This is a genomic window from Phormidesmis priestleyi ULC007, assembly GCF_001895925.1.
Taxonomy (GTDB): Bacteria; Cyanobacteriota; Cyanobacteriia; order Leptolyngbyales; family Leptolyngbyaceae; genus Phormidesmis_A; species Phormidesmis_A priestleyi_A.
Genome location: NZ_MPPI01000045.1, coordinates 1 through 19,413 on the forward strand (window position 1 = coordinate 1; position 19,413 = coordinate 19,413).

The 19,413-nt window shown below is 48.3% G+C and carries 17 protein-coding genes; 10 read left to right on the plus strand and 7 right to left on the minus strand.

Annotated elements, in window-relative coordinates:
* Positions 1–217: 217 nt before the first annotated feature.
* Both BRW63_RS23105 and BRW63_RS23110 read right to left on the minus strand, forming a co-directional pair.
* Complete coding sequence (locus BRW63_RS23105; RefSeq protein ID WP_073074741.1) at positions 218–631, minus strand: hypothetical protein; 414 nt, start codon at positions 629–631, stop codon at positions 218–220.
* Positions 632–694: 63 nt separating this feature from the next.
* Entirely contained in the window at positions 695–1,573 is an 879-nt protein-coding gene (locus BRW63_RS23110) for an Rpn family recombination-promoting nuclease/putative transposase (protein WP_073074770.1), read from the minus strand.
* A gap of 253 nt (positions 1,574–1,826) precedes the next feature.
* Here BRW63_RS23110 and BRW63_RS23115 point away from each other — a divergent pair, with 253 nt between their 5' ends.
* Together BRW63_RS23115 and dnaK are read left to right on the plus strand one after the other, a co-directional pair.
* Complete coding sequence (locus BRW63_RS23115; RefSeq protein ID WP_223257483.1) at positions 1,827–2,348, plus strand: Hsp20/alpha crystallin family protein; 522 nt, start codon at positions 1,827–1,829, stop codon at positions 2,346–2,348.
* Positions 2,349–2,687: 339 nt separating this feature from the next.
* Positions 2,688–4,604 (plus strand): molecular chaperone DnaK, encoded by a 1,917-nt coding sequence (gene dnaK, locus BRW63_RS23120; RefSeq protein WP_073074742.1) that lies wholly within the window; start codon positions 2,688–2,690, stop codon positions 4,602–4,604.
* A gap of 258 nt (positions 4,605–4,862) precedes the next feature.
* Here the strand turns inward: dnaK and BRW63_RS23125 are convergent, their stop codons facing one another.
* Positions 4,863–5,549, minus strand: a complete 687-nt coding sequence (locus BRW63_RS23125; RefSeq protein ID WP_073074743.1) for a Uma2 family endonuclease — start codon at positions 5,547–5,549, stop codon at positions 4,863–4,865.
* 147 nt (positions 5,550–5,696) lie between these two features.
* Here BRW63_RS23125 and ilvA point away from each other — a divergent pair, with 147 nt between their 5' ends.
* Both ilvA and BRW63_RS23135 read left to right on the plus strand, forming a co-directional pair.
* Positions 5,697–7,208: a threonine ammonia-lyase, biosynthetic gene (gene ilvA / locus BRW63_RS23130; protein WP_073074744.1), complete on the plus strand. Its 1,512-nt coding sequence runs from the start codon at positions 5,697–5,699 to the stop codon at positions 7,206–7,208.
* Between the two features lie 261 nt (positions 7,209–7,469).
* Positions 7,470–8,900, plus strand: coding sequence for a DNA cytosine methyltransferase (locus BRW63_RS23135; RefSeq protein WP_073074745.1), 1,431 nt, complete (start codon positions 7,470–7,472; stop codon positions 8,898–8,900).
* Here BRW63_RS23135 and BRW63_RS23140 read toward each other — a convergent pair.
* Positions 8,892–9,635, minus strand: coding sequence for a SinI family restriction endonuclease (locus BRW63_RS23140; RefSeq protein ID WP_073074746.1), 744 nt, complete (start codon positions 9,633–9,635; stop codon positions 8,892–8,894). The genes BRW63_RS23135 and BRW63_RS23140 overlap by 9 nt on opposite strands.
* Before the next feature lie 107 nt (positions 9,636–9,742).
* Here BRW63_RS23140 and BRW63_RS23145 point away from each other — a divergent pair, with 107 nt between their 5' ends.
* On the plus strand, positions 9,743–9,949 hold the full coding sequence (locus tag BRW63_RS23145; protein WP_073074747.1) for a hypothetical protein: 207 nt from the start codon (positions 9,743–9,745) through the stop codon (positions 9,947–9,949).
* 19 nt (positions 9,950–9,968) lie between these two features.
* Here BRW63_RS23145 and BRW63_RS23150 read toward each other — a convergent pair whose 3' ends face one another.
* Both BRW63_RS23150 and BRW63_RS23155 read right to left on the minus strand, forming a co-directional pair.
* A complete protein-coding gene (locus BRW63_RS23150; RefSeq protein ID WP_073074748.1) occupies positions 9,969–10,358 on the minus strand; it encodes a RidA family protein in 390 nt (129 codons plus the stop codon).
* 6 nt (positions 10,359–10,364) lie between these two features.
* Positions 10,365–10,967 carry a thylakoid membrane photosystem I accumulation factor gene (locus tag BRW63_RS23155; RefSeq protein ID WP_073074749.1) on the minus strand — a complete coding sequence of 201 codons (603 nt, stop codon included), beginning with the start codon at positions 10,965–10,967 and terminating at the stop codon, positions 10,365–10,367.
* A 1,043-nt stretch (positions 10,968–12,010) separates the two neighbouring features.
* Between BRW63_RS23155 and BRW63_RS23160 the strand changes: the two genes are divergently transcribed.
* The 4 genes from BRW63_RS23160 to BRW63_RS23175 all read left to right on the plus strand — a co-directional run bounded on the left by BRW63_RS23160 (position 12,011) and on the right by BRW63_RS23175 (position 17,428).
* The gene (locus BRW63_RS23160) at positions 12,011–13,363 is read left to right on the plus strand and encodes a CmpA/NrtA family ABC transporter substrate-binding protein (RefSeq protein WP_073074750.1); all 1,353 of its coding nucleotides are present in this window, start codon (positions 12,011–12,013) and stop codon (positions 13,361–13,363) included.
* A gap of 66 nt (positions 13,364–13,429) precedes the next feature.
* Positions 13,430–14,275 (plus strand): nitrate ABC transporter permease, encoded by an 846-nt coding sequence (ntrB, locus tag BRW63_RS23165; protein ID WP_073074751.1) that lies wholly within the window; start codon positions 13,430–13,432, stop codon positions 14,273–14,275.
* 128 nt (positions 14,276–14,403) lie between these two features.
* A complete protein-coding gene (locus BRW63_RS23170) occupies positions 14,404–16,407 on the plus strand; it encodes an ABC transporter ATP-binding/substrate-binding protein (RefSeq protein WP_073074752.1) in 2,004 nt (667 codons plus the stop codon).
* Positions 16,408–16,582: 175 nt separating this feature from the next.
* On the plus strand, positions 16,583–17,428 hold the full coding sequence (locus BRW63_RS23175; protein WP_455566663.1) for a nitrate ABC transporter ATP-binding protein: 846 nt from the start codon (positions 16,583–16,585) through the stop codon (positions 17,426–17,428).
* A 169-nt stretch (positions 17,429–17,597) separates the two neighbouring features.
* Here the strand turns inward: BRW63_RS23175 and BRW63_RS23180 are convergent, their stop codons facing one another.
* Positions 17,598–18,491 (minus strand): peptidoglycan-binding domain-containing protein, encoded by an 894-nt coding sequence (locus BRW63_RS23180; protein ID WP_073074753.1) that lies wholly within the window; start codon positions 18,489–18,491, stop codon positions 17,598–17,600.
* 153 nt (positions 18,492–18,644) lie between these two features.
* On the opposite strand from BRW63_RS23180, the gene radC reads away from it, so the two are divergent.
* Positions 18,645–19,376 (plus strand): RadC family protein, encoded by a 732-nt coding sequence (radC, locus tag BRW63_RS23185; protein ID WP_073074754.1) that lies wholly within the window; start codon positions 18,645–18,647, stop codon positions 19,374–19,376.
* Positions 19,377–19,413 lie beyond the last annotated feature (37 nt).

Here is a 19,413-nt window from a genome sequence, read left to right on the forward strand (position 1 = left end):
ATGTTCGATAATCAGTATGACTTAGCCAAGGTGGTGATGCGGGGGATGGAATCCCGGAGTCAATCGGGTGAGTACTCACTGGAGCGTTTTATATTTAATTGCGCCTAGCTACTTAAACGAAGCGTTAGGACGGCTACACAGCAACAAAGCGGGGGTCAAATTGTGTTGAAGCATTAAAAGTGCCCGTAGGGGTATGGCACTGCCGTGCCCCGTGCATCTAAACGTTTGCCGCCAGCAATCTTGACAAATCTGCATTCATTAATGCAATGTTAGGGTCGCGTTGAATCGCCTGATAATAGCGCTGCTCTGAAGTTGTGCCTTCTTCAGAGGGTTGAAGTAAGGTACGGGCTTGGCTCAAAAACTCATTGACTTGGGTGACGTTGATCGGCTCTTTTGCCGCCAAAGCTTCATCCACTTGAACAATAAACTGCGAGACAGGACGGAGCCAGCGAAACCATTCATCATCTAAAACGAGCCGAAACAACTCGCCCTGCCCGCGAATCTGCCCATGAATCTGCTCATAGGCTTCGCGTTCAGAATCAAGCAAGGCTTTGTGGAGACGCAGCAGCGACAGACGCACGGCTTTGAGATGTTGCAGCCTAGAGTCGAGTGAGGGATCGATCGCAGACATGAGGCAATCATAGTAAACACCTTCTCTATCCTGTCACATCGATCTATGAGTGGTCAAAATCGCTCACCTCAACGCTTGAATTTCTTCAATGCTTAACCCAGTTTTTTGACTAATGGTTTCAATATCCAACACATCAAGTAGCTGACGGGCAATGTCGATCGCTCTTTGTTTGGCTCCGATCGCTTCACCTTCCTGTCTGCCTTCCCGTCTGCCTTCTTGTCTGCCTTCTTGTCGAGCTTTGAGAATCGCGTTACGGCTGTCGTGAATAAAAATTTCTCGCTTCTCTAAGACCTCTAACTCTTTGCGAGTTAATTTACTTTGTTTAGCGACACTAAAGGCGTGATTAATGGCGGGAATCGACTCCAGGCTAGAGGGCACCTCTTCAAGCTGGTTGGCGCATTTGAGAAAATATAGCCACTTGTCGGTAATCGTTTCCAATTCATTTAGCGGTTTGTTGAATTTGGGTAGCTCAACAAACACAAGCTCGATATCCTCACTGTAGTCAGTCAAGTCATCTTGCTCTTTCAATTTGTAGCGAGAGATCACTTTAGGACTTTCAGAAAACATTTCAAAATCTGTAATCGTTAGTGCAATGACTGGATTAAGAAGTGTGTAATCGTCTCCGATATTTAACTGAATTGAGAATGCTTTCGCAGCGTTGTAGAGAACTCGCTTCTCGAATCCTAAAACGTTGAGTACCTGCATCTCGATAATGACCGTTTTGTTGCCGACGATCGTGGCTTTAACATCCAAATAAGAGTCTTTAATGCCTTTAATGCGGGGCGCTTGATAAGGGTCGAGAATCTCTAGATCTTCAATAATGGGTCTGGATTGATACAAAATTGCATTCAGAAAACTGATCAAGATATCTGTGCTCTGTTTTGAGCCAAAAATCTTCTTAAAGGCAAAGTCTGTTTTGGGATTGATGTAAACGCCCGACATCGCCATCACGCACTAGAGAATGCTTCTATCGTACCAATCGGACGGGAAACCCATCTCTTTTGACGGTTCTCTCGCAAGATGGCGATCGCGCCTTCACTTCTCTATCGGTAACTCCTACCCTTTTGTTACGGTTTGCCTCAGTGCCCTAAGCCGCTGCACCTTCTAAATTAGATTCATGCAGACAAGAGCGGTCAGGTTCAACCCTTCCGGAATCACCATCTCTCGTTAACTACTCTCTTAAAAGGAACTTTTCATGATGACTCTCGTTAATTGGCAACCTTGGCAAGAAATGGAAGCGATGCGTCGTCAGTTCGATCGCGTCTTTGAAGATCTGGCAACCACCAAGCGCGTCGAACCTACCTGGCAACCCGCCGCCGAACTCAAGAGCAACGAAACCGAATTTGTACTTCGCGTTCAGCTTCCCGGAATTGATGCGAAAGACCTCGACGTAAAAATCGGTCGCAGTGGCGTTTCTCTGTCTGGTGAACACAAAGTTGAAAACAAGACCGAAGAAAATGGCTTCTTCCGCTCTGAGTTTCGCTATGGCAAGTTTCAGCGCGTGATCTCGCTGCCGTCTCCCGTTCAAAACGATCAGGTCAATGCCGAATTCAAAGATGGCATTCTGACCTTGACTCTGCCCAAAGTGCAAGCCGTTCGCCCTTCGGTGGTGACGCTTAATCTGACTGGTTCGGATGGGTCTGCTGAATCAGAAGCAGCGACGATCGCCCCTGCTTCTGATACTTCTGAAACGGGCGATGCCTGGGCACAAAGCTAAGACAGACTGAGTTTTGAGGGCTGATTTGCATTCCTTCAGCCCTCAAAACTCTCTCAACCGTCCTCTTTAAGGTTCGGTAAATACCCCTTCATGGAATGGCGGAACCTGAACACTATATAAGGAGGGGATCAAATGCCGCGCAGTTGGCATTGAGTGTTATTACTCTCTCACGACCTGACTTGGAGGACGAACTTCGCTGGGCAAAGACCTACTCATGCAAAGGGTTTTACGAACCTGTTTGAGTCCTAGCTGCCCTCCTTTGCCGATTCTGGCTGACAACGCCAGTCCCCCCTTTAACCCCCTAAAAATTGCATTTATTGTTGGAGCGAAAGCACTCATATGGCAAAAGTTGTTGGAATTGACTTAGGTACTACAAACTCCTGTGTCGCTGTGATGGAAGGCGGCAAGCCGACCGTGATCCCAAACGCTGAAGGATTTCGGACGACTCCCTCAGTTGTTGCATTTGTGAAGAATGGCGATCGCCTCGTCGGTCAAATCGCCAAGCGTCAAGCGGTGATGAACTCAGAAAACACCTTCTACTCGGTGAAGCGGTTTATTGGTCGCAGGTTTGACGAAATCACGAACGAAGCCACTGAAGTCTCTTATAAAGTCTTAAATGTGGGCGGCAACGTTAAGCTAGACTGCCCTGCGGCAGGCAAGCAATATGCGCCCGAAGAAATCTCTGCCCAAGTTTTGCGGAAGCTGATCGACGATGCCAGTAAGTATCTCGGCGAAACGGTGACCCAAGCGGTGATCACAGTTCCGGCTTATTTTAATGACTCGCAGCGCCAAGCGACCAAAGATGCTGGGAAGATTGCTGGCGTGGAAGTTTTGCGGATCGTTAACGAACCGACGGCAGCCTCATTAGCGTATGGCTTAGAGAAAAAGAGCAATGAAACAATCATTGTGTTTGACTTAGGCGGCGGCACGTTTGATGTCTCGATTCTTGAAGTCGGCGATGGCGTGTTTGAAGTGTTGGCAACTTCTGGCGACACTCACTTAGGCGGTGACGACTTTGATAAAAAGATCGTCGATTATCTTGCGGGTGAGTTTCAGAGATCGGAAGGCATTGATCTCCGCAAAGATAAGCAAGCGTTACAGCGTCTGACCGAGGCGGCTGAGAAGGCAAAAATTGACCTTTCCAACCTGACTCAGGCTGATATCAACCTGCCGTTTATCACGGCGACTCAAGACGGCCCTAAGCACCTTGACACTACGCTGACTCGTCAGAAATTTGAAGAACTGTGCGCCGATCTCATCGATCGCTGTCGCGTTCCTGTTGAGGCGGCGCTTCGCGATTCTAAGCTCGACAAGAGCAAGATTGACGAAGTGGTGCTCGTGGGCGGCTCGACTCGCATTCCTGCGGTGCAGGCTGTTGTTAAGCGCGTCTTAGGCAAAGATCCCAACCAGACCGTTAACCCTGATGAAGTGGTGGCAATGGGTGCCGCGATTCAGGCAGGCATTCTGTCAGGTGAAGCGGGAGCCGAAGGACTCTTGCTGCTCGATGTGACTCCGCTGTCTCTCGGTGTTGAAACCTTGGGCGGTGTGATGACTAAGATTATTCCTCGCAACACCACCATCCCGACTAAGAAGTTTGAAGTCTTCTCAACGGCGGTCGATGGTCAAAGCAACGTGGAAATTCACGTCTTGCAAGGTGAGCGAGAAATGTCGAACGACAACAAGAGCCTCGGAACTTTCCGCTTAGATGGCATTCCTCCGGCTCCTCGTGGCGTTCCTCAAATCGAGGTTACTTTTGACATTGACGCGAACGGCATCTTGACCGTTGGCGCGAAAGATAAGGGCACTGGCAAAGAGCAGTCGATCAGCATCACCGGGGCTTCGACGTTGCCCAAAGACGACGTTGAGCGGATGGTGCGCGATGCCGAACAGAACGCCTCGACTGACAGAGAGCGTCGTGAGCGCATCGACCTGAAGAATCAGGCAGATTCTCTGGCTTACCAGGCTGAAAAGCAAATGAGCGAGTTGGGCGATAAAGTTCCGGCGGCTGATAAGACTAAGGTCGATGGGTTGGTCAAAGATCTGAGAGAGGCGATCGCCAGCGAAGACTTTGACAAGATCAAGACGATGACGACTGATCTGCAACAAGCGCTCTACGGCATCACTACCAACTTATATCAGCAAGCAGGTGGCGGTGCGGCTCCTGGGGATGATGGCACTCCTCCGCCGGGAACGGATGGCACGACTTCGGGCGGTGGCGACGATGTGATCGACGCTGACTTTACTGAATCGAAGTAATCGTGACGAGTAACGAGTTGCGAGACGGCTCGTTACCCGGTTCAAAACATATAGCTGGTAGCATTTCTAAATGAGAAGCTACCAGCTTTTTTTAACGTGAATTCGACGGCTTCGTTACAGTTTGTCGTGCCCCATAAATCCCCCAAGTTTGGGGGACTTCAAGCCAAAATTTCCGGTTCAAAGTCCCTCAGAATGGGGGATTTAGGGGGCTGAAGTGCTGAATAACGAAGTGAGAGAACTCATCGAACTGACGTTTTTTTAGGGAAGACTATTCGGATCAACGCCGATCGATCGTAAGTAGTCTTCTAACTGCTGCGATCGTTGGCGTTCCTGGTTTAACAAAGACTCTGCTTGCTCTGCTCGCTGGCGCTCTTGTTGGGCGGTTTGATCCATCTCGATCGAGGTCAAAAATCGCTGACCATCAGGGCGATAGATTACCAATTCTCCCTGACCCGTCTCAAAACGAATTCCTAAACGAGGGCTAATTTGCCCCTCTAATTGCCACAGTTTTGTGAGATGCACATTTTGCCGATGCCAGCCATCAAATCGAAACGTGTCGGGATCGTATAAATAATATTCTTCGATTCCATAGGTGTCATAAAACTCTAGCTTGCGCTCCATCTCCTCGGCGTTGTTGCTGGGAGAAAGAATCTCAAAAACCACCTGGGGAGGAATGTTTTCTTCTCGCCATTGACGATAAGAACCTCGCTTTCCTTTAGGTCTGCCAAACACAACCATCACATCAGGGGCTACGGGAGCAATAATGCGAGTTGGAACAGGATACCAAAGCAAGTCTCCTGCGATGAAGACAGTTTCGTCATTCGCAAACAGCACTTCTAAATTCTCTTTGATCATGACAATCCAACGGAACTGTTCAGTATTGTCCGCCATTGGTTTGCCGTCACTATCAGGGAGAGAGAGGTCAGCCTGTGAGAAGGTCGTCATCGGGTTATCTCTGCTTCTCGGCATCTCAATTCTAAATCAACATCAGGACTGAACGATCGCCATTTGCTGTAAGGGTTGCAGGATGTGAAATAAACCACAGAGCCAGTCAGGTACAATGATCTCCTATCCTGCGTCTGCGTTTGCGCCATGCACCCCAACTATCTCGAAAAAATTCTGACGGCTCGCGTCTATGATGTTGCCCAAGAAACGGCACTGGAGGTTGCTCCTAATCTATCTGCACGCCTCGGTAACAAAGTGCTGCTCAAGCGCGAAGATATGCAGTCTGTGTTTTCGTTTAAGCTGCGCGGTGCCTACAACAAAATGGCGCAACTGCCACCCGACGTTTTGGCGCTGGGCGTGATTGCTGCGTCTGCCGGAAACCACGCTCAAGGAGTTGCTCTCGGTGCTCGTCAACTAGGAACTACCGCGATCGTAGTCATGCCGATGACAACTCCTCAAGTCAAGGTAGATGCCGTAAAAGCGCGAGGTGGTGAGGTCGTTTTGCATGGCGATACTTATGATGATGCTTATGCTTATGCGCGGCAGTTAGAAGCTGAGAAAGGATTGACGTTTATCCATCCGTTTGATGATCCTGATGTGATTGCGGGGCAGGGCACGATCGCGATGGAGATTTTGCGTCAACATCAACAGCCGATCCATGCAATTTTTGTGGCCATTGGCGGTGGCGGATTGATTTCTGGAATTGCAGCTTATGTGAAGCGATTGCGTCCTGAAATTAAGATCATTGGCGTTGAGCCTGTTGATGCTGACGCGATGTTTCAATCGTTAAAAGCCGGACATCGCATCAAGTTACCCCGTGTTGGTTTATTTGCGGATGGCGTTGCTGTGAGTGAAGTTGGAAAAGAAACCTTTCGTTTGTGCCAAGAGTATGTCGATGAAGTGTTTTTAGTCGATACGGATGCGATTTGTGCCGCGATTAAAGATGTGTTTGAAGACACGCGATCGATTCTAGAACCTGCGGGAGCGTTGGCGATCGCGGGCGCAAAAGCCTATGTTGAGCGCGAACAGATTCAGGGACAAACGCTCGTTGCTATTGCCTGCGGTGCGAATATGAACTTCGATCGGCTGCGATTTGTGGCAGAACGGGCAGAATTTGGCGAACGTCGAGAAGCCATTTTTGCGGTGACGATTCCTGAAGAAAATGGCAGCTTAAAGAAGTTTTGTGAGTGCATTGGCAAACGCAGTTTAACCGAGTTTAACTACCGAATTGCTGATGACAAAGTAGCGCATATTTTTGTCGGTATTCAAATTCAAAATCGGGCAGATGCGGCTCAAATTGCGGCAACTTTTGAGGCAAATGGATTCAACACGATCGACCTAACCGACGACGAACTCACAAAACTGCATCTCAGACACATGGTGGGCGGACGATCGCCGCTTGCTCACAACGAGTTACTCTATCGTTTTGAGTTTCCTGAGCGTCCGGGGGCGCTAACCAAGTTTCTCGCCTGCATGAGTCCCGATTGGAATATCAGTCTTTTTCACTATCGAAATCATGGAGCCGACTACGGTCGCATTGTCGTCGGAATGCAGGTTCCACCCCACGAAATGGGCGACTGGCAAGCGTTTCTCGATACGATCGGCTATCGCTATTGGGATGAAAGTCAAAACACAGCCTATAAACTGTTTTTGGGATGAGTATTTCTATAATACTTCGGACAAAATTCGTGACTCAAAGGGAACGTGAAAATTATGAGAACAGCTCAAATCAGCGGCAGCAGACAAGCTCGAACTCAGCACTGGGATCTCTGTTTCGTCTGCTGCATTTGAATTGTTCGACGGCTGATGCTACTTCTAACGACGAAATCGTAACATAAGAATGCTTGTTAAAAACTGCTTGCAAAAATATTGTACCCAAACTATTATTGGGTACTTAGTTTTAGTTTCGCACTCGAACTCATGTCTAATCAATTTCTCTCTGTAAAAGAAACCTCCGAACTGCTTAGTTGCTCTGAACAATACGTTCGCAAGTTGCTCAGATATGGTGAGATTAGCGGAGAGCGAATTAGCAGTCGATGGATCGTTGCTTCAGAATCTGTTGATCAGTATCGTTGCAAGGATGACGATGCTAGTGTTGTCATCCTGGATCATGCAAGGCGATCGTTTAGTAAGCCGACGTTGAAAGCCCTGAGCTTTTTTTCTGGCTGTATGGGCTTAGACTTGGGTTTGGAAAAAGAGGGAATCAAAGTTCTTCTCGCCTGTGAAGTTGATTCAGCAGCCCGAAAGACAATAGAAGTGAATCGACCAGAGATGGCGTTAATTGGAGATATTAGAGACTATTCGTCCGCAGCAATCCGGGAGAAAGCTGGATTGAGTCAAACAGAAGAGATTGATGTCATCGTGGGTGGGCCTCCGTGTCAAGCATTTAGTAGTGCAGGCAAACGACAAGGATTCAATGATGAACGGGGAAATGTTTTCTTAACGTTCATTGATTTGATTACTGAACTCAGACCTAAATTCGCAGTGATTGAAAATGTTCGAGGATTATTATCGGCTCCATTACAGCACAGATCCCACGAAATGAGAGGAAAGGACTATCCATCTCTATCCAATGATGAACAAAGGGGAGGCGCGTTGTTGTTCATTACTCGGAGGCTGAAGGAAGCAGGTTACAGTTTCTCCTTCAATTTATATAATGCTGCCAATTTTGGGTCGCCTCAACAGCGAGAAAGAGTCGTGATTGCTTGCAGCCGAGATGGAGAAAAGCTTCCCTATCTGACACCGACTCATTCGGAGAAAGAGTTGTATGGACTTCCTCAGTGGAGAACCTTGAAAGAAGTGCTCAACAATCTGCCTGAAGATAATCATCATTTTGTCAAGTTTCCTGAGAAACGGCTGAAGTATTATCGACTTTTGAAACCTGGGCAGTATTGGCGAGATTTACCTGTAGATCTGCATCAAGAAGCACTTGGAGCTTCGTATTATGCGAGTGGTGGCAAAACAGGTTTTTATCGGAGGTTGGCTTGGGATAAACCCTCTCCAACATTGGTCACTCATCCAGCGATGCCTGCGACCGATTTAGCACATCCAGAGGTGGATAGACCGCTCAGTATTGAAGAGTATAAGCGCATCCAAGAATTTCCTGATGATTGGATGATCGCAGGCAGCTTACTTGATCAGTATCGGCAAGTTGGAAATGCTGTACCTTGTTCTTTAGGAAGAGCGATCGCCAGAATGTTATTGGCTCATCTAAATGGGGAGACACCAATCATTTACCCTGATTTTCTTTATTCGCGTTATCACAAAACTGATGACGTAAGTTGGATGCTTGAAATCCTTGGGCACCTCGAAGAATCATCAGGAGAGCAGCTCTCCTTAAATCTAGTCTAAAAGCTCAGATAACGCTTGCCAAGGGTTATTAGCCTCTACAGCCAGAGCATCTGGATTTCCTGCTAGAACTCGTTGCACAAATATCACAAAATTATCTTCAGAGAAACGATCTGTACCATATTTCTCGTTGAAATATGACCACCTATATAACCCAGTTCTAGCATCAACTCTGTACCATTTCTCAATGGGTTGATTAATCCTCACTCTAGAAGACGAGCTATTTTCCGAGTTGCTGCGATTCTTGACTTGCAAGAGAGAACCATTTATGTTGCAAAAATCAACGTGGCGAATCGATTCTCCCCAACAGCAAGACCAACCGTATTCAACCAATTGTTCTGCTAAAAACTCTTCGAGAAGTAATCCTTGAATATTTTCTGCTGACATTGCAAGTCTGTGAGCATACTTAATCCGATGAAGATGTTCTGATGTTAACCCTGTTAATCTAGCATTGATGATTGTATTAACAATTGGGTCGGCAACTGTTCCTAGAGGCTGTGAAATTCGCCTTGAAATCCGATTCTCGAAACTATCACTGTACTTTTTCAACCAAACTTGAGCCAAAATCTCAGGCGTGCTGCCTTTCAGGGTTGGAGACAGTCCTGGGTTCCTGTAGCAAGCAGTCAAAATCGTGCGATGAGCTTCCAGGAATTGCTGATGGAACGCGATTTGAAAGATCTGTAAAAAGTTCTCTTGAGAACTAGAGTTAGCAATGATGTCATCAAAGGTAACGGGCATGAATGGCTTCCTTTGTCTGGACGAGAAAAATACAAATGTCCAGATTGTATGTCAGAATACCTATTTTGAATCTCATTAAAATACATTCAACTGTCAAAATACAACCTTTGACGACCAATTTCTTGACAAAATCTCATGAAGATGGTTTGGCAGCAGAATACGTCTTTGATTATGGCAAAGCAAAGCCTAATCGATTTGCAGTACAAGAACGAAAAACGATCGTTGTAGTTTTGGATGAAGATGTTTCTCAGGTCTTCTCCACATCAGAAGCTGTCAACAAAGCTCTTAGAGCATTGATTGAAGCAATGCCTTGAATAGTCACTGAGGCAATTCTTAAATCACCGCAATGCAATCAATCTCGACGCGCACATCTTTTGGCAAACGTGACACCTCGACGCAGGCACGAGCGGGAGCCGTTGCCTCATCAAAATATTGGGCATAAACCGCATTCATCGCCGAAAAATCATTCATGTCTGCCAAAAAGACCGTGGTCTTCACAACATCTTGCAGCGTTGCCCCGGCAGCTTCGAGAATCGCTTTAAGACTGGTCAGCGATCGCTCAGTCTGAGCCGCAACATCGCCTTCACCGACGATCGCCCCCGTCGCCGGATCGAGGGCAATCTGTCCCGCGACAAAGATCATCTGACCAGACGCGACGATCGCTTGGTTATAGGGCCCAACCGGAGCCGGAGCCGCAGCGGTTTGAATGATGGTTCGAGTCATAAAAAATTATTTCTTTTTAGCAGTGGGGGGAACGAGTTCGGTGTTGACTTCGTTAACAGAGCGACGTTTGAGAGTGGTAGACTCCGATCGTGGCAGCAAATCAAACACGGTGCGAAACACATCATCGACTTGCTCATAAGCAACGTTGCCTTTGCCGTCAAACACCACTTTACCGGATTGATCAAATAACACCGTCTGCGGCACAAAGCCTTTGTAGTAATAGCCCGGTTCTGTCGGGTCATACTGCTCTTTAATCGGCAGAGAGTCTACGCGGATGGGCAGAAAATCAGCCGCTCGACCATAAAACGCCTGAAGCTGAGACACCACCGAAGAAAATTGCTTAGAGTCGCTGCTGTCGTCGGTGTAAAACACCATCAGAGCAGGCTTGCGTTTGTTAAACGAGTCTTCTAGCTTGACCTTTGGCGGCACCAGCGAACCGTTGCCCGCATAAAGCGCAAAGATTTCGCCATCATAGCGATCGTCCGTCAAGCCAGCCAGCGCAGAATTTCCAAGGGTCAAACCTGCGATCGTTATCACCAGCGATAAGACCAGCACTGAGATATTACGCCACCAAGCAGACCGAGAAAAAAAGTATGGGCGAAAAGACATAAGGTTCAGATGACAGATTCAAAACATCGCTACTCCTATTGTCCATCTTGACGGGAAGATGCTCAACTTAACTTTACGATTTGCACTGTTAGGGATCTGCATAAATGTGAAGCGATAAAGAGAAGACCCTCCTCGCGAAGCGGGGCGAAGCCCTCGCCAACCCTCATCCCCAAGGAGAAGGGAGCAAGATTCAAAGTCCCTCTCCCTAGTAGGGACGATTCATAGTCGATAGAGAAAATCTAGAAGTATTGAACTTCCGTTGAACGGCTGATCAGCCGTGAACGAGTTAATCAGGCTTACAGCTTTTCTCTCACGACCTTGAATTGACCCTGCCTCTCCCTAGGGAGAGGTATTTAGGGTGAGGGCAGTTTGCGGCATCTTACGTTTAATTAGGTCTGTCTACTTAGCAATGATTAAATTCAATCATTAGCATTGAAAATCAAGAATGCTGAGAAGACACGGACTTACTTTTCAGACATTCTCTAATCACTTTTGAACACCCATTAGTCTTATAAATCGTTGGCATTGACTTCTCTCTATTCATTAAACAAGCGTTGCTTAAACCATTACTAATATCAATTGATCTGCATCTATATTTATCTATTCACCATTAGAAGTTGATTAATAAATTTAGAAATGTAACGAAAATTGATTAAGAATATCAATCTTTTAATTCCTGAAACTTACTTCTAGCAAAGGGTTACGCGATAGCCAAAGATTTACTTATAGATTCTATTGGGTAATTCTTTGGTCATCCATAGAATTTCGCTTTACTTTCAGACAGTTGAACAGTAATCTTATTTTGAAGCGTTCAGTTAACTAAATTATAGGCAATGAACTGATTGGCACTGTCAATGCTAATCATTGCTTTGAATCAATGATTATTAAGGTCATTGATTTATCAATTTGAACGATATTTCTTAACCCTAATTTTCGACTCAATTTTCGATGGGATTTCCCTCTCGGAAATTGCTGTTCGCCCTTTTTTACCTTGTGAAACGCATTCACCAGGCACACGATCGCACTATCAAAAGGAGAGGATCATGACGGAGTTTTCACCCTTGTCTCGGCGCAAGTTTCTGGTAGCAGTCAGCGCAACGGCGGCAGGCTCTATTTTGCTCAAAGGCTGCTTAGGAAATCCTCCTGACACTGCGAGCAGCCCAGCATCTTCGCCAGGTGCCAGCCCCGTTGCGAGCGTGAAGGCCGGCGAAGAGCCAGAAGTGACGACAGCAAAATTGGGCTATCTTCCGATCGTCGAGTCAGCTCCTATCATCATCGCTAAAGAGAAAGGCTTTTTTGCTAAATATGGCATGGTCGATCTGAAGGTCGATAAGCAGGCAAACTGGGGCGCTGCCAGAGATAATGTCAAAATTGGCTCGGCGGGTGGCGGCATTGACGGCGGACAGTGGCAGATGCCTATGCCCTATCTGATTTCAGAAGGGTTGATTACTGACAATACAAAAATCCCTATGTATGTTCTCGCGCAGCTAAACACGCAGGGAAATGGGATTGCGATCGCCAACAAACACATCGGCAAAGGCATCGGATTAAAACTCAACGAACAAGTTGCTTTTTTTAACAACCTCAAGTCAGGCGGCGCTCGATTTAAAGCGGCTTACACGTTTCCTAGATCAAATCAAGATTTCTGGATTCGCTATTGGCTTGCCGCAGGCGGGATCGACCCAGACACAGAAGTGGAATTGCTCACGGTGCCTACCGCGCAAACGGTTGCAGACATGAAGCGCGGCGCGATGGATGCTTTTAGCACCGGAGATCCATGGCCTAATCGCATCGTGGCAGACAAAATAGGATTCGTCGCCGCCTTGACCGCAGAAATCTGGAAAGCACACCCCGAAGAATATTTGGCAATCCGAAAAGATTGGGTTGACAAACACCCAAAAGCAACACGAGCGATTCTCAAAGGAATCATGGAGGCACAACAGTGGTGTGACAATTTTGATAATCGGGCAGAGCTTGCCAAAATCCTGTCGAAGCGAGAATACTTCAACGTGCCAGAGAACGTTCTGTTAGAGCCGCTAATGGGTAAATATAATCTGGGCGAACGCACGATCGATGACAAGTCAATGGCTGTTCTTTATTGGAAAGACAGCAAGGGCAGTGTGTCTTATCCCTATAAGAGCCATGATCTCTGGTTCTTAACCGAAAGCGTGCGCTGGGGCTTTTTGCCCAAAGAAACATTAACCAACGCCAAGACGCTAATCGATCAAGTCAACCGCGAAGATATCTGGAAACAGGCGGCTCAAGAAATGGGCATTGCGGCGGCAGATATTCCCACCAGCACGTCTCGCGGCGTTGAAGAATTCTTCGACGGCATCAAGTTTGATCCGGCAAATCCTCAAGCTTATTTAGACAGCTTGAAGATTAAGAAAGTGTAGTCCGTCTGAAACCCTCAATGCGAATCCTTCTCACCCTTCATCGAACCCGAATTTAGGAGACAGTTCATGACCCTCGCTCAAAAACGCACCCCAACTACTTCTACCCGCAAGCCCGTTAACTCAAAGCTGATGCAGCGGCTGGATGACATCGTTTCGCCGCTGATTGCGCTGATTATTTTGCTCGCTATCTGGCAAGTCTTGGCTTCAATTCCGGGGTTAACGACGCTTCCGACCCCCGTGCGAGTTGTGCAAGAAACCTGGATGCCTCTGATTGCCTATCCCTTCTACAATAACGGCGGCACTGACAAAGGACTGTTTTGGCAGGTCATGTCTAGCTTGCAGCGAGTCGCGATCGGGTATTCTCTCGCCGCGATCGTTGGCATTAGTCTGGGCATTGTCGTCGGTATGAACCAGCGAGTGGCTAAATCCCTTGATCCGATTTTTCAAATTCTGCGAACGGTTCCGCCTTTGGCTTGGGTTCCGATCGCGCTTGCCGCTCTGCAACAAAACCAGCCTTCTGCCATATTTGTTATTTTCATCACTGCGCTCTGGCCCATTCTCATTAACACGGCTGTTGGCGTTAGACAGATTCCTGCTGATTACAACAACGTTGCACAAGTGTTGCAGCTTCCAAAATCAGAGTATTTCTTTAAGATTCTCTTTCCGGCTGCGCTGCCCTATATTTTTACCGGATTGCGGATCTCGATCGGGCTAGCCTGGTTAGCGATCATCGCCGCCGAAATCGTGATGTCTGGCATCGTCGGCATTGGCTTTTTTATCTGGAACGCTTACCAAAACAACCAAGTCAGCGAAATCATTTTGGCACTGGTTTACATCGGTTTGGTGGGCTGGCTACTCGACAAAATGATGGAGCGCCTTCAAATGCTAATTTTGCCGAGCGGCCAACGCTAGAACGATCGTAAGAGGGCCCGGTATGCCATGCCCCTACACCACCTTGCGCCCCTTTTGTATGGACATGGCACTGCCGTGCCCTCTCGCGAATCTGTCACATTTACAAATCGAATTGGTGTAACCTTGCCATGACTCATTTTGTTGCGGTTGAAAACGTTGAAAAAGTGTTTCCCCTTGCCGATGGCGATACCTACATCGCGCTCAAAGGGATTGATTTAGAGATCAAAAAAGGCGAATTTATTTCTCTCATTGGTCACTCTGGTTGCGGCAAATCGACCTTGCTCAACATGATTGCTGGGCTAGACTTGCCCACTGATGGAGTGGTGATGTTAGAAGACGAAGAAGTGCTCAAGCCGGGGCCCGATCGCATGGTCGTGTTTCAAAACTATTCGCTGCTGCCGTGGATGAGCGTTCGGCAAAACATCGAGCTGGCAGTTAAGAATGTTTTGGGACATCTGCCTGCTGCCGAACGCAGTGAAATTATCGAACATCACATCGACATGGTAGGGCTGCGCCACGCGGCAGATAAGCCACCTGATCAACTCTCTGGCGGCATGAAGCAGCGAGTCGCGATCGCCCGTGCCTTTGCCATCAAACCCAAACTTTTGCTGCTCGACGAGCCGTTTGGCGCACTCGATGCCCTGACTCGTGGCAACCTGCAAGAAAAGCTGATGGAAATCTGCGAAGAAAATCACGTCACTACTGTGATGGTGACGCACGATGTTGACGAGGCGATCTTGTTGTCCGATCGCGTCGTCATGCTCACCAACGGGCCCGAATCTAAAATCGGTCAGATTTTAGACATTGAGATTCCTCGACCTCGCAAGCGAATGGAGGTAATTAGTCATCCCAATTACTACAGCTATCGCAGCGAAATTATTTACTTTCTCAATCAGCAAAAGCAAATTAAAAAACTGCGTGCTAGAAAGACGGCCGCTGTAGCGCGTCACGGGTTAGAGAAAATCAATCTAGAGATTGGCTTTGTCCCTCTCGTGGCCTGTGCGCCGTTAGCGATCGCCCAAGAAAAAGGATTCTTTGCTCACCACGGCTTAGACGAAGTGCATCTGGTGCGCGAATCAAGCTGGCGCGGCATTCAGGATGGCATTGCAGGCGGCTATCTCGATGCGGCTCAGATGCCGTCGGGGATGCCCGTTTGGATGACCGTCGGCGGCATGGATGGCAAATCGATTCCGATCGTTAGTGCCCTCACACTCACTCGCAACGGGAATGCGATTACGCTTGATAAACGCTTTTATGATCAGGGCATTCACACGTTAGATGATCTGAAGCGAATGCTGTTAGACACGGCTGATAAACAGCATATCTTCGGTGTAGTGCATCCTGCGTCAATGCACAATTTATTGCTGCGCTATTGGCTGGCAGCAGGTGGAATTAATCCTGATAGTGACATCTCGATTACGACGTTGCCCCCGGCTCAAATGGTCGCTAACCTACAAGCAGGCAGCATTGATGGCTATTGTGTTGGCGAACCGTGGAATATTCGCGCGGCAGTTGAGGGAATTGGCTATACGATCGCCACTGATTTAGAGATCTGGAATGGTCATCCTGGCAAAGTTTTGGGAGTGCGAGAAGATTGGGCAAACGCCTATCCCAACACGCATGTGGCGCTCGTGAAAGCGCTGTTAGAAGCGTGTCGTTATTGCACCGATGAAGCCAATCATGATGAGATTCGCGAAATTCTTTCACGCGGCGAATATTTAAGCTGTGAATTGGACTTCATTCAACTCGGCGACCCTAATAATCGAACCTGCGATCTTCGCCCGTCGCCTAAAGAATATGCTCACCACCAGTTTTATGGGCAAGGGGTCAACCGTCCCAGTCGCACCGAGCATTTGTGGATGATGACGCAGATGGCGCGCTGGGGCGAAATTCCGTTTCCTCGCAACTGGGTCGAGATTTTAGAGCGAGTCAGCAAAGTTAATGTGTTTAGCATTGCTGCACGAGAGTTAGGGCTGTCAGATCTCACTTACAGTCGAGGCGCGATTCAACTATTTGATGGGGTCAACTTTAGTGCCGATGACCCGATCGAATATCTCAACAATCTCAAAATCAAACACGATATTTATATGGCAGAAGTTGCGATCGAGAAACCTCTGGCGCGATCGGCTTAATCGGAGGCGATGTGGCTGTAGGGGCAATCCCCCGTGCCTACCCCTGACGGAGGGCAACCACGGGGGGATTGCCCCTACCTAAATCATCCCGCTATTCAGCACGGCAATATGGAGGGCACGGCAATGTCATGCCCCTACATATTTTTCGTGGATACAAACGTTAACAGCAACGCAAATGGCAATGACTACAGCAATTCAAAATTTACAGGCTGCTGATTCTTCTGCTAATCAGACTCCCTTTCTGGTCGTCGATCGCGTCTCTAAGGTCTATCCTACTAAAGATGGCAGTTACACCGTTCTTAAAGACGTAAACCTCACCGTTCATCAAGGCGAATTTATTTGCGTCATTGGTCACTCTGGCTGCGGTAAATCAACGCTGCTGAATATGGTCAGTGGGTTTTCTCACCCGACTGAGGGGGAAGTACGACTGCAAGGCAAACCGATCATCAAACCGGGGCCCGATCGCATGGTGGTTTTTCAGGGATATGCCCTGTTGCCCTGGCTAAGTGTATTTGAGAATGTCTATTTGGGCGTGAATTCGGTGTATCCCGAAAAGTCTAAAGCTGAGAAAACGCGCATTGTCAAAGAACATCTGGCAATGGTCGGTCTGGCAGACTCAATGGAGAAAAAGCCACCGCAGATTTCGGGCGGCATGAAGCAGCGAGTAGCGATCGCACGGGCGTTAGCGATTCGCCCTGAAGTGCTGATCTTAGATGAACCCTTTGGCGCACTGGATGCCATCACCAAAGAAGAACTGCAAGAAGAACTCCTCAAAATCTGGAACGATCATCGCTGTACGGTTTTGATGATTACCCATGACATTGACGAAGCGTTATTTCTCGCCGATCGCTTAGTGATGATGACCAACGGCCCTGCGGCTGACATTGGCGAAGTGTTAGACATTCCGTTTCGTCGCCCCCGCGATCGGGCGCGGATCATGGAAGCCCCTGAATATTATAAGCTGCGGAACTACGCGTTAGATTTCCTCTATAACCGATTTGCCCACGACGACACCGAATAGTCGTCTTTGCAATGAGTGGGTTCGCGATGGCGTTGCTGATTGGGTCAGTCGGCAGCGCTTTTTTTAGGATCGTGGCTCATGGAAATGAAATTGCTGTAGGGGTCGCGCCCCCGTGCCTACCCCTGACGGAGGGCAACACGGGGGATTGCCCCTACAGCAATGCCCGAAATTACCTCACCCGCCTGGCTGTCGCATCTAATTGAGCGCGAACGGTTTGAGTGGCAATTCCATCGACTCGCAAACCTGCCTGTGTCTGAAACTGCCGCACTGAGGCTTGTGTCACGTCATCATAAAACGGAAAGATCGATAAATTATTTCGCAATACGGTTTTCAAATTATTTCTGAGATTTCTAACCACGATCGCCGCTTTCTCCTGAGTCGGTTGATCGGCTCTCCCAGTTTCTGACAAACCATATCGCTGCTGAAAGTCTCGAATCGCCCGAACAGCAGGCGCATCGTTAAGCGGTTTAGCCGGGTTCACGTCATAGCCTAACCCCAAAAGCACGGCTCGAAAATCAGTTTCGTTATAGAGCGTTCCGATCGGAACCGAACTTACGGGCGGAGCCGTTGGAGCAATCGGAGTCGTGGGTTGCCCCGGCAGCGGAATCGCATCGCTGATAATATCTTGCAGTCTTTGATAGGTTTCCAGTGTGGCAATCCCCGTTTCAGGCAACTTATTTTGGCGCTGAAATAACGCCACCGCATTTTTAGTTTGCGCTCCATAAAACTGGCTGCCAGGTAGCTGCGGGCTAGGCTGCATAGCGCGGTTGAGATTTGTCTGCAAGTCGCTCACCAAACTCGCTGCCTTATCTTGCGTTGGGGCATTTAGAGTGCCATCAACAGGCAACCGATATTGCGTCTGAAAATCTCGAATCGCTTGCTGAACTCTGACATCGATTAACGGAGTCCCTGGCGTGACGGGATACCCGAACCCAAACAGCACCGACACAAACTGGTCAGGCGTATAGTTTTGACTGCGAACTGCCCACGCTGACTGCCCCCCCGCAACCCAAGCAGCAATCACAAGCACAGTCGCGATCGCGCCATTCAATCGATTCAACATCTCACACTTCCCTTAAATCAACCTATAAGAGAATCTACTCGATTCTGGAGCGAATGCAATGCGTAAGTAGCGTTTGCAATTGTTTTTGTCGCTTTTCCCTCCACTCAGGGATTACTCAATGTATTCCACCGAATCAACGCCCTGAGTCCAATCATGACCTACAGTCTGAGAATCGCCGATCTGCCTATGAGCGAACGACCCCGCGAACGGTTGATGGCGCAAGGTTCCAAAATTCTCTCTACAGCAGAACTCATTGCCATCTTATTGGGCACCGGGCAGGGAGCCGGAAAGCTTTCGGCGGTCGGGCTAGGGCAATTTATGTTGCAGGAATTGAGCCAGCACCAGCGCGACCCACTCGGCGTTTTGCGAGAAGTCAGCATTCAAGAATTGACCAAAATTTCGGGGGTTGGCCCAGCGAAAGCAACCACGATTTTAGCCGCGATCGAGCTTGGCAAACGCGTCTATCAATCTCGACCGCCCGAAAAAACCATAATTGATGACCCCGCAGTGGCGGCGGCGGCGTTGAGCAACGATCTCATGTGGCAACCCCAAGAGCGCTTTGCAGTGCTGCTGCTCGACACCAAACACCGTTTAATTGGGACGCAGATCATTACGATCGGCACTGCCACAGAGACCCTCGCCCATCCTCGCGACATTTTTAGAGAAGTGATTCGTCAAGGGGCAACTCGTGTGATCGTTGCCCACAACCACCCATCTGGCAATGTCGAACCCAGCCCTGAAGACATTTCCCTGACTCGCCAACTCCTTGCAGGTGCCCAGTTTCTAGGAATTCCGTTACTAGACCACCTAATTCTAGGTAACGGAAATCATCTTAGTCTGCACCAAACCACCTCTTTGTGGGACGAACTGCCCCAGGAAGCTTAACTGAGATCTTTCACCTGTGGCATCTGGACGATGAGAA